We start from the raw sequence: 11,655 nt of genomic DNA, 5'->3' as shown, positions 1-11,655 counted from the left end.
ACATGGCGGCGTGGCCCCAGTCTCGGCCCTGCGCCCGGGTTTCCGGATCCGTACCGGATCAGGTCTAGGGGAATCCCAAACGGACGCCGCATGCACGGCGCCGCATGCCCATCAACACCGTCTGATGAGCATGACTAAGGAGAACCCTAGGGGAAGTTGTGGGAAGGTCATCGGCCGTATGGCCTTTGCCATTTTTCCTCGGTGAAAAGGATTCATCGCCCCATGACGCATTCACCAGAATCCGGGAATCAGTTAGCACGTCCCTTCCCGACGGCACGCCCGGCGGGCTGTCCTTTCGATCCGCCGGCCCCTTTCGCGGAAGCACGCGCGGAATGCCCGGTGACCCCGCTGCAGTACCCCGACGGGCACATCGGCCGCCTCGTCACGGGCCTGCAGAGCGCACGGGCCGTACTGGGCGACACACGGTTCAGCTCACTGCCGGCCGGGAAGCGTTCTCCGGTCAAGGTGCCCGGCTCCGAGCTGAGCACCGATGCCCTGCCCCCGGGCATGTTCGTCAACATGGACCCGCCCGAGCACACCCGCTACCGCCGTCTGCTGAGCAAGCACTTCACCATCCGGCGGGTGAGGGAGCTCCGGCCCCGTATCCAGGAGATGACGGACCGTCTGCTGGATGCGATGGAGAGCGGCGGCGGACCCGTCGACCTGGTCGAGGCGTTCGCCAAGCCGCTGCCCACGCTGGTCACTTCGGAACTGCTCGGGCTGCCGGAGGAGGACCGTGCGGAGTTCGGGCGCCACGTCGACGTGCTTTTCAGCCTCTCCAGCAGCGGGGAGGAGATGCAGCAGTCGATGGTGCTCCTGGGCGGCATGCTGCACGCCCTGATCGGCGCCGCGCGCAAGGACCCGGGCCCGGACATCCTCGGCCGGCTCACCGTCGAGACCGACCTGAGCGACGAAGAGCTGCTGGGCATCACGATCGTCCTGCTCATCGCCGGGCTGGAGACCACCACCAACATGCTGGCGCTGGGCACGTACGCCCTGCTGCGCCACCCCGGGCAGCTGGCGGCCCTGCGCGCCGACTGGTCCTTGATGGACGGTGCCGTGGAAGAGCTGCTGCGCTACCTCAGCGTGGTGCAGATCGGCCCGATCCGGGTCGCCGCCGAGGACTTCGCGTTCGAGGGGCACTCCCTTCGCAAGGGCGAAGTCGTCACGGTGTCACTGCCCGCCGCCAACCGTGACCCGCTCGGCTTCGAGAACCCCGACGTCCTCGACATCCGCCGCGGCGTGACCCGGCACCTCGCCTTCGGCAGCGGCCCCCACCAGTGCATGGGCCACCACCTGGCCCGCCTGGAACTCTCCATCGGCTACGAGTCCCTGCTGCGTCGCTTTCCCCGGCTTGAGCTCGCCGTTCCGGCGGGCGAGATCGGCACCCGGGAGATGATGGTGACGTACGGCGTCCTGGGGCTCCCGGTGCGCTGGTGAGGAGGCCGCCCCGATGAGGATCGAGATCGACAAGGACCTCTGCTGCGGCGCGGGCACCTGCGTGCTCATCGCCCCGGAAGTCTTCGACCAGAACGACGAGGACGGCACGGTGATCCTCCTCGACGCCACTCCGGGCGCCGAGCAGCAGGCAGCGGTGCGGGAGGCCGCCGAACAGTGCCCTACGGCGGTCATCAGGATCACCCGGCGACCGGGCGCCGATCAGCGATCCGGAAATTCTCCACGCTAGTTGGCCGTCGGCGGAAGCTCCACCGTGAGAAGCGTGATCATCTTCATAGATCGCGCCGACCGGACCGGGGGTAGAAAGAACGGACCGCAGCGCCTGTTTCCATTGATGCCGGTAACCGTCGTGACGCCGGTTCCGGAAAGCGGGGAATGGCGAGCGGTCGCTGGTTCGCTGGCGTCTTGGCCCCGCATGCGGTGCCCGGACCGTACGGAAGGGCACACATGACAGGCCGTCTCGTCATCCTCGGCTGCGATGGCGTCCCCGCCGGCAGTGAGGTGTTCAGCGCACGTGTCATCCGTGCCGTGGCCGCTGAGGCCGGGGCCGTGGCCGCTGAGGCCGGACGCGGAGAGTCGCGGCAGTGGTGAGCGCGAAGCCGCCCCGGGCGACCACGAAGGACGAGGCCGGCGAAGACGGCCGTGCGCTGACCGCCCGGCAGCTGACCGCACTGGTGGTGGCGCGGGCGACGAGTTGTGCGGGCTTCTTCGCCGTGCTGCCTTACCTCGGGCTGTGGCTGGTGGACTCCCGTGGCCTGAGCGGGGCCGACGCGGGCCTGGTGGTGGGCGCCGCGATCCTGGCCAACCGGGCCGGCGGAGTGCTGCTGGTACCGCTGATCCACCGGCTGGGACTCAAGGCCTCGGTGGGCGCCGGCTACCTGGGGGCGGCCGTCGCTTTCGCCGTGCTCGGCATGGGCCTGACCCTGCCGGCCTCGGGCTGGCTGGTGCTCGCCGCGTCGGCCGGCCTGTCCCTGGCGATGGCGACGACGGCCTTGAAGGCCCAGGTCGCGGCGTTCGCGCCGGATCAGCGGCTGCGCGGGTTCAGCTATCTCAACATGGCGGTCAACGCCGGCTCCGCCGTGGGCCCGGTCCTCGGCGGGTTCCTCCTGGAGCGGCACGCGGACGCTCTACCGCTGGCCGCGGCGGCGCTCGATCTGGTGGCACTGGCCGCGGTACCCGCGCTGCCGGGCGCGTGGCGGGCGGGCGAGCGCCCCCGGGCGCACGCCGGAGGCGACGGCCGCGGGCGGGGCCGGTGGCTCCCGCAGCGCCCCTTCGTGGTCTTCTCGCTTCTGGTGTGCGGCACGTGGGTGGCCTACGCGCAGGTCTTCGACGTCCTTCCCGCCTACCTGGGCGACTCGGTCAATACCCGCGACCTGGGCCTGGTGTTCACCCTCAACGCCGTGCTGGTGGTGGCGCTGCAGGTGCCGGTGTCCGCACTGTCCCGCCGGGTGCTGACCCGCCCGCGCGCAGGCTTCGGCATTCTGTGCGCGGCGGCCAACGTGGTCCTCGCCGCCGCCGTCCTGCTCTTCGCGTTCGGCCGCTCGGCCGGCCTCGGGCTGCTTCTCGGGGCGATGGTGCTCTTCACCCTGTCCGAGCTGGTGTGGAGCCCGCTCTACGACGCTCAGGTGGCCGAGCGCCGCGGAGCGCTGTCCACCACCGCCGCCTACGCGCTCGCAGGTGTGGCATGGGGCGCCGCCGAGTCGGCCGGTGCCTGGCTCGGCACGCTGCTGGCGGTCCGCTCCTCCGGGCCGGGGGCGCTGTCACCGGCGGCGGCGCCGTACTGGGGTGCGGCCGCACTCGCTCTGCTCACCGGTCTGGTCACGTCCTGGGGCGGGCGAAGAAAGTCCGACAAGCCGCTCAGCGGCCAGGAAAGGAATACTCATGACGTGGATGTGCCTGCTCGGCCCTAGCCCCGACGGGGCCCGGGCGATCGCCCTGCACGGCCACCGGCCGGTGGTGCTCGCCTCGCCGGGCACGCCCGTGCCCCGCGAGGTCGCAGCCCACGCGGATCGCGTCGTCTTCTGCGACATCACCGACCACGATGCGGCCGGAGCCGCCGTGGACCGCCTGACGACGGAACTCGGGCCGCCGCGCCTCGTGGTCTCCTTCACCGAACTCGCCCAGGAAGTCTGCGCCCGTATCGCCACCGACCTGGGGCTTCCCTCGGTCTCCCCCGCCGCGGCAGCCCGCGCCCGCGACAAAGCGGCAATGCGCCGTCTGCTCGCCGACACCCCTTACGCCTGGCCGTACGCAGCCGGTGCCGCCCACGACATCGCCGCCGCGGTACGTGCCGAGCCCGACGGCACCTCCTGGATCGTCAAACCGGCCGACGGGGCCGGCAGCGCCGGAGTGACAGCACTGGACTCGTACGCCGACCTCGAACGATGGCAGGCGGAAGTAACGGCCCGGCCCACGGCACACGAGACGGCCGCTCAACAGACCGGCCCTGCCCGCTACATCGCCGAACATGCCGCGACCGGCCCGGAATTCAGTGTGGAGGCGGTCAGCACGGCCGGCCGGCACACCGTTCTCGCGATCACGGCGAAGCAGACCACGGACAGCCCCCATTTCATAGAGACGGGACACATGGTCCCCGCTCTCCTCCCTGAGGACGACGCCGAACGGATCCGGGAGGCGGTGCGCTGCGTCCTGGACCGCCTCGAGATCGGCCACGGCGCCAGCCACACCGAACTACGGCTGGACCCGGAGCACGGCCCCGTCGTCATCGAAACCCACACCAGGGTCGGCGGCGACTGCATCCCCGAACTCGTCAAGCTCGCCACGGGTCAGGACCAGTACGAGCGCGCCATAGCGGCCCTGCTGGGGACGGCCTCCGCGCTGACCCCCGTGCCCGCCGCACCAGCAGCGGCGATCAGCTTCGTCACGCCGCCCGCCGCGGGCACCCTCACCGCCCTCGCCCTCACCCCCATGGACGGCATCCTGCGCTGGGAGTTCGACCGCGTACCCGGCTCCCGCCTCACCGAGCTCCAGAGCTCACACGACCGCATCGGCTACGTCATCGCCCTCGGCGAAACCCCCACCCAGGCGATGGAGACCGCCACCAAGGCCACCGCCAACATCCACCTCCAGGTCACCTCCACCCACTGACCCCATCACTCCCCCGAATCCGGTGCACCTGCCCGACACCGGAACTCGGGCGGCGCCGTCTTCTGCGGGCGGCGCCGTCTTCTGCGGCCCAAAGGGCCGACGTCGGCGAGGTCGGCTCACGCGTGCCCCCTCCTGTGCGCTTGCGCACCCTGCGTGCGCTCTGTCGCAGACGGCTCACAGGGACTGTCATGGGACGCCGGGTCTCCCTTTGCAGAGGAGTGTCTCCGTGTCCGCTGCGTCCTTGCGTGACGTGCTCATCGGGATCAGCCCCTTCGGCGCACCAGACGCCAGGCTCGTCGCGGCGTTCAGCCGGGCCGGAGGACTCGGCGTGCTCGACCTCGGCTCAGGGGGCCGGCGGGCCGGGGAGGAGCTGGAACAGGTCCGCCACTGGACCGCCGGCCGGCGGTACGGCGTACGGGTCGCGGCCGGGTGCCGGCTCGCGCCCGCGGATCTCTGCCCGGGGCCGGCCGGGGACGGGGCCGCCCCGCACACGGTGGTGCTCGGCGTGGGGGCGGACTGGCCGGTCCGTGAAACAGCCGGCGCGTACCGGGTGCTGGTCGAGGTCACCTCCGTCGAGGAAGCCCTGGCCGCTGTCCGGGCAGGGGCGCACGGCCTCATCGCGCGAGGCGGTGAGAGCGGCGGCCGGGTCGGCCCGGTCGGCACGTTCGTGCTCCTGCAGCAGGTGCTCGGCGAGCCGGGCGTGACCGTCCCCGTATGGGCCTGCGGCGGCATCGGACCGCGAACCGCCGCGGCGGCCGTCGCCGGCGGGGCGGCCGGAGTCGTCCTGGACAGCCAGCTCGCCCTGCTGGCCGAGTCCGGCCTCGGCGGGCGGGAGGCGGCCCGGATCCGCGCCATGGACGGTTCCGAGACCACGGTCGTCGACGGTCACCGGGAGCTGCTGCGCCGCGATCAGCGCGCCGATCGCCTGCCGGTCGGTCAGGACGGCTTCCTGGCATCCGTCTTCGCCGACCGCTGGAAGACCGTGGCCGGGACCGTCCGGGCCCTCACGGAAGCGGTCGAGGACGGCATCGACGACGGCACGGCCGCCTCGGTGCTGCGTCCCGGTTCGGCGTCGGCCGAGGCGTTCGGGGTCCGGCTGCCCGTCGCGCAGGGGCCGATGACCAGGGTGAGCGACCGGCCCGCGTTCGCCGCCGCCGTGGCCGCGGAGGGCGGGCTCCCCTTCATCGCGCTCGCCCTGGCGCCGCCGGACCGGGCGCGCGCCGTGCTGCGCGACACCGCGGCGGCCCTCGCCGGGCGGCCCTGGGGCGTGGGCGTGCTCGGCTTCGCCCCGGAAGGGATCCGGGGCGCCCAGCTCGACGTCATCCGGGAGGTGCGCCCGAGCCACGCCGTCATCGCGGGCGGACGGCCCGCCCAGGCCGCCGCCCTCGAAGAAGCCGGGATCGCCACGTTCCTGCACGTCCCCTCGCCCGGCCTGCTGCGGCGGTTCCTGCGGGCCGGGGCCCGCAGGTTCGTCTTCGAGGGCGCGGAGTGCGGCGGTCATGTGGGGCCGCGGAACAGCTTCCCGCTGTGGGAGGCGCAGACCGCGGTGCTCACGGACTTCCTGTCCGGGCAGGGGGGCCAGGATGCTCAGGAAGCGGCCGGCGCCCGGGAAGGCCGCATAGAGGTGTTCTTCGCCGGCGGCATCCACGACGAGCGGTCCGCCGCCATGGTCGCCGCCCTGGCCGCCCCGCTGACCCGGCGCGGCGTCGCGGTGGGCCTGCTGATGGGCACGGCCTACTTGTTCACGGAAGAGGCCGTCGCCTGCGGCGCCGTGCAGCCGCTCTTCCAGCGGCAGATGCTGGCGGCGCACCGCACGACCCTGCTGGAGACGGCGCCGGGCCATGCCACCCGGTGCCTCACGACCCCCGTCACGGAGGACTTCGGCGCGCTCAAGGAGCGGCTCCGGGCGCAGGGCGTACCGGCACAGCAGCGCTGGGAGAGCCTGGAGCGGCACAATGTCGGACGGCTGCGGCTCGCCAGCAGGGGCGTCGAACGCGGCCCCGGCGGAGAACCGGTGCCGGTGGGCGAGGAACGGCAGTTCCGCGAAGGCTTGTTCATGGCCGGGGACGTCGCGGCGCTGCGCTCCGGCGTCACCACCGTCGGAGCGCTGCACCGCGCCGTGACCGAAGAGGCCGCGGACTTCCTGGAGCGGCGGGCGGAGGAGCTGCGCCGCGTGCCGCGGCAGGGCCCGGCCGGGGAGGCGTCCGAGGCGGCTGTCCCCCGGCCGCTGGACGTCGCCGTCGTCGGCATGGCCTGCATGTTCCCCGGCGCACCCGACATGGCCGCCTTCTGGGCCAACGTGCTCAGCGGCGCCGACGCGGTCACCGAGGTGCCGGCCGACCGCTGGGACCCCGCCCTCCACCACGGCACGGCCACGGTCTCCAAGTGGGGCGGCTTCCTGCCGCGCATCCCCTTCGACCCGCTGCGCTACGGCATTCCGCCCGCCTCCCTGGGCAGTACCGAACCGGTGCAGCTGCTCGCGCTGGAGGCCGCGCGCCGGGCTCTGGACGACGCCGGCTACAGCGACGGCGGCCGGGGCGGCAGGCCCTTCGACCGCTCCCGCACCTCCGTGATCTTCGGTGCGGAGTCCGGCGGCGAGCTGTCCCACGCCTACACCCTGCGCGCGGTCCTGCCCTCCTACTTCGGCGCGGTCCCGCCCGGCCTGGCGGAACAGCTGCCCACGCCCACCGAGGACTCCTTCCCCGGCATCCTGGCCAACGTCGTCTCCGGGCGCATCGCCCACCGCTTCGACCTGGGCGGGGCGAACTACACCGTGGACGCGGCGTGCGCCTCGTCCCTCGCCGCTGTCGACGCCGCCTGCAAGGAACTGGTCACCGGCAGCAGCGACCTCGTCCTGTGCGGGGGTGCGGACCTGCACAACGGCATCACCGACTACGCCCTCTTCTCCTCCGTGCAGGCGCTCTCACCGACGGGGCGGTGCCGCCCGTTCGACGCCGCGGCCGACGGGACCGTCCTCGGCGAGGGCGTGGCCTGCGTGGTGCTCAAGCGGCTGGCCGACGCCGAACGGGACGGCGACCGTGTCTACGCCGTGATCAAGGGGGTGGGCAGCTCCAGCGACGGCAGGTCACGGAGCCTCACCGCGCCGTGTCCGCAAGGCCAGCGCACCGCCTTGGAGCGGGCCTACAGGAATGCCGGCGTCTCACCCGCCGACGTCGGGCTGGTCGAGGCCCACGGGACGGGCACCGTCGTCGGGGACCGTACGGAGATGAGCGCTCTCGACGAGGTGTTCAGCGCGGCCGGGGCACGGCAGGGGAGCTGTGCCCTCGGGTCCGTCAAAGCACAGATCGGGCACACCAAATGCGCCGCGGGCCTGGCCGGTCTCGTCAAGACCGCCCTGGCGCTGTACACGGGCGTCACACCGCCCGCCGCGCAGCTGGAGCGGCCCGGCCCCGGCTGGCGGGAGGGACGCAGCCCGTTCGTCTTCCACACCCGGGCCCGGCCGTGGGCGGTCCCGGCCGCCGAGCGGGTTGCGGGGCTCAGTGCCTTCGGGTTCGGCGGCACCAACTTCCATGCGGTGCTCGCGGCCCACGGCACGGGCATGCCGCCGCAGCACGGCCTGGACGCGTGGCCCGCCGAGCTCTTCCTCTTCCGCGGCAGCGACCTGCCCGCCGCCCTGCGCACCGTCGCCGAGACACTGGAGCTGGCCGAGGCCGACGACGCCGCCGGACGGCCCCGGCGCCTGCGCGACGTGGCCCTGACGGCCTCCCGCACGGCCGACGCAGGCCGGGAACCGGTCCGGGTCGCCCTGGTCGCAACCGACCTCGCCGACCTCGTGCGCAAGCTGCGCCGGGTCCTGGAGCGCGGCGGCGACCCGGCGGCCGGGGGCCCCGCGCCGGGCGTCCACATCGCGCAACCGCGGGCCGGGGCGGGGACGGGCACGGGGACGGAGGAAGACCCCGGCAAGGTGGCCTTCCTCTTCCCCGGTCAGGGCAGTCAGCGCCCCGGCATGTTCGCGGACCTCTTCGTCACCTTCCCGGAGCTCCAGCGCCACCTCGGCCTCGGCCGTGACCACGCCGCCGTCCTCCATCCCCCGGCCGCCTTCGACGACGCACGGCGGGCAGAGCGCCGGGCCCGCCTCACCGACACCCGAGCGGCACAACCGGCGCTGGGCATCGTCGGCCTCGCCGCGCACGCCCTCCTCGAAAAGGCCGGCATCCGGCCCGACATGGCGGCCGGACACAGCTACGGGGAGCTCGTGGCGCTCTGCGCGGCGGGCGTCATGGACGCCCGTACTCTGCTGCACCTGAGCGCCGAGCGGGCGAACGCGATCCACGCGGCCGCCGGAGCGCACGCGGACGGGCCGGGCGGCATGGCCGCGGTCGCCGCCGGACCCGCCGACGTCGAACACGCCCTCGCGGAAGCGGGCCTGTCGGGCCGGGTCGCCGTGGCCAATGACAACGGCCCGGCCCAGACCGTCGTCTCCGGGCCGGTGGACGCGGTCGACGCGGCGGTCGAGGCCGTGCGTGCCGCAGGATGCTCCGCGACCCGCCTCCCGGTGGCCTGTGCCTTCCACAGCCCGCTCGTGACGGCGGCCGAAGGACGGTTCGCCGAGGCGCTGGAGCACCGGGCCCTGGGCGAGGCGGAGTTCCCCGTCTGGTCCAACCGGACGGCCGCCGAGCACGGCGGGCCGGCGGACGTGCGCGCGGAACTGGCCCGGCAGATCGGTGCGCCGGTGCGCTTCGCGGAGCAGATCGAGGCCATGTACGCGGCGGGGGCCAGGATCTTCGTCGAGGCGGGGCCGGGCACCGTGCTCACCGGCCTGGTCGGATCGATCCTCGCCGGCCGGCCGCACCGCGCCGTCGCCTGTGCGGGAAGGGTCGGGGAGGACGGCCGCGAGCTGCCCGGGTTCCTCGACGCCCTGGCCGCGCTCGCGGTCGCCGGGCTGCCGGTGCGCACCGCCTGGATGTTCCGCGGACGTGACGCCGTCGACGCCGGAGACGTACCGCAGGAGCGGCCGGGCTGGACGGTCGACGGTCACTTGGTCCGCACCCGGGACGGTGAACCCGTGCCCGGCGGGCCGGCACCGGCCCGGCGCATCGCCGCCCCGTCGGCGACGGCCCCGTACCGCGACGGTGATCCACGGGCGGACAAGGACGAGCTGGTCTCGGAGTTCCTGCGTACGAGCAGGGACATGATCGCCGCCCAGCGCGATGTGCTGCTGAAGTACTTCGGAGCCGGTCAGCCGGAGCCCGCGGCGCTCCCGGCCCGGGCTCCCCTGCGTCCGGCGCCGCAGCCCGTGGCGGCCGCACCGGCCGCACCGCCCGAGGCCCTGACCGAGTCGGAGGCACTGAGGCTGGTGTCGGAGGTCATCAGCAGGCGCACCGGCTATCCGCTCGACATGATCGCACCGGATCTGGACCTCGACGCCGACCTCGGCATCGACTCCATCAAGCGGGCCGAGATCGCGGGCGAGTTCGCCCAGCGCGCGGGCCTCGGTACCGGCGGCGAGGCGGCGGCCCTCAGCGACGAGGAACTGGAAGAGCTCGGCAAGGCCCGTACCGCGGCCGCCACCGCGGCATGGCTGATCAGGAGGATCGCCGCGGGGGCCCCGCCCGACGCCCGGCCGCGGCAGCCGGAGCCGGCGTCCGGCGGAGCGCCGCAGCGGTTCCGGCTCGGGCCCGTCCCGCTCCACGGCGTCCCTGCCGCTGCGCCGCCCTCCCGCCTCGCAGGCCGGCGCTTCGCGCTGCTCGGCGGCGGCGACGTCGCCACGGCGCTCGCGGCCCGGCTGGAGCGGCACGGGGCGCAGACCGTGACCCTTCCGGCCGATCACCTGCTGACCGGGCGGGACGGCCCCGTGGACGGCGCGGTTCTCCTCGGCCCACTGGCCGGCTCGGACCTGCCGGTGCTCCCCGGCATCTACCCCGTGGTCCGGGCCGCCCTGGGGTGCGACCCGCACTGGCTCCTGACCGTCCGGACCGCCGCCGCGCAGCACGACGCCCGCACGGCCGGCCTGCGCGGGCTGATGCGCACCGTGGCCCGGGAGTATCCGCAGGCCGTGGCCCGGCTCGTGGAGCTGTCCCCCGGCCTGCCCGCGTCCGCTGTGGCCGACGCCCTCGCCGCGGAGATCCTCTTCGACGACGGGGACGCCCCGGTCGTGCTGCGGACCGGTGCCGGCCGGCAGGGCCTGGAGCTCCAGGAGGCCCCGATCGTCCCCCCGGAGGCGGCCCCTGCGGGACAGGAGGGTGAGGGCTCCGCGGCCGCGGCCGCCGCCGGACTGGACCGCGACTCGGTGGTCGTCCTGGTGGGCGGGGCGCGCGGCATCACGGCACGGTTCGCCGTCGCCCTCGCGACGGCCGCCCGCTGCCGGATCGAGCTGCTGGGCCGTACGTCCTGGCCCGGCCCGGACGAGGACCCGGCCGTCGCCGCAGCCGGCGACCAAGCGGCGCTGTACGGCGCGCTCGCGGCCCGGGGCGACGGCATGACACCGTCACAGATCCGCGAGGAGAGCGCACGCATCCTGACACGGCGCGAGATCAGCGCCACGATGGACGAGCTGAAGGGCGTCGCCGCCCGCGTGCGGTACCGGCCGGTGGACATCCGGGAACCCGGGGCCGTGCACCGGGCGGTCAAGGAGATCCACGCCGAGTACGGTCGTCTCGACGGTGTCGTCCACGGGGCGGGCGTGATCGAGGACGGGCTCATCGCGCAGAAGTCCGCCGCGTCCTTCCAACGGGTGTTCGCCACCAAGGCGGACGGCGCGGCCACGTTGCTCGGCGCGCTCGAAGGGCTGCCTGCCCTGCCCGCCTTCGTCGTGCTCTTCGGCAGCGTCGCCGCGGCGCTCGGCAGCCGGGGCCAGGCGGACTACGCGGCGGCCAACGACGCGCTGGAGGAACTGGGCGCACAGTGGGCGGCCCGCACGGGAGGCCGGGCCCTGATCGTCCACTGGGGGCCGTGGGCCCCCACCGGAGCCCACCCGGGGATGGTCACCCCCGAGCTCGGCCGCACGTACGCCCGGCGCGGCATCGGCCTCATCGACCCCCATGAGGGCGCGCAGGCCTTGCTGCGCGAACTCGCCTGGGGCGGCGTCCAGTCCGGTGCCGTCGTCTACACCGCCCCGGGGCGGTGACC

Annotated in this window: 5 protein-coding genes; all 5 read left to right on the top strand. The window is 74.1% G+C overall.

From position 1 onward, the window contains the following. Positions 1-339 precede the first annotated feature (339 nt). The 5 genes from FGW37_RS32660 (at position 340) to FGW37_RS32640 (ending at position 11,653) form a co-directional block, all read left to right on the top strand. Complete coding sequence (locus FGW37_RS32660) at positions 340-1,440, top strand: cytochrome P450 (RefSeq protein WP_246430697.1); 1,101 nt, start codon at positions 340-342, stop codon at positions 1,438-1,440. A 13-nt stretch (positions 1,441-1,453) separates the two neighbouring features. Further along, positions 1,454-1,687 carry a ferredoxin gene (locus FGW37_RS32655; RefSeq protein ID WP_179084377.1) on the top strand — a complete coding sequence of 78 codons (234 nt, stop codon included), beginning with the start codon at positions 1,454-1,456 and terminating at the stop codon, positions 1,685-1,687. A gap of 355 nt (positions 1,688-2,042) precedes the next feature. Beyond that, positions 2,043-3,368 (top strand): MFS transporter, encoded by a 1,326-nt coding sequence (locus tag FGW37_RS32650; protein WP_179084376.1) that lies wholly within the window; start codon positions 2,043-2,045, stop codon positions 3,366-3,368. Further along, positions 3,340-4,566: an ATP-grasp domain-containing protein gene (locus FGW37_RS32645; protein WP_179084375.1), complete on the top strand. Its 1,227-nt coding sequence runs from the start codon at positions 3,340-3,342 to the stop codon at positions 4,564-4,566. Before FGW37_RS32650 ends, FGW37_RS32645 begins: the two co-directional genes overlap by 29 nt. A 226-nt stretch (positions 4,567-4,792) precedes the next feature. Then, positions 4,793-11,653 carry a type I polyketide synthase gene (locus FGW37_RS32640; RefSeq protein ID WP_246430696.1) on the top strand — a complete coding sequence of 2,287 codons (6,861 nt, stop codon included), beginning with the start codon at positions 4,793-4,795 and terminating at the stop codon, positions 11,651-11,653. Positions 11,654-11,655 lie beyond the last annotated feature (2 nt).

The sequence above is a fragment of the Streptomyces rectiverticillatus genome (genome assembly GCF_013394065.1).
GTDB classification, from domain to species: Bacteria; Actinomycetota; Actinomycetes; order Streptomycetales; family Streptomycetaceae; genus Streptomyces; species Streptomyces rectiverticillatus.
Note: the sequence above shows the minus strand (reverse complement) of the source record. Positions and strands in the feature narration are given on the sequence as shown.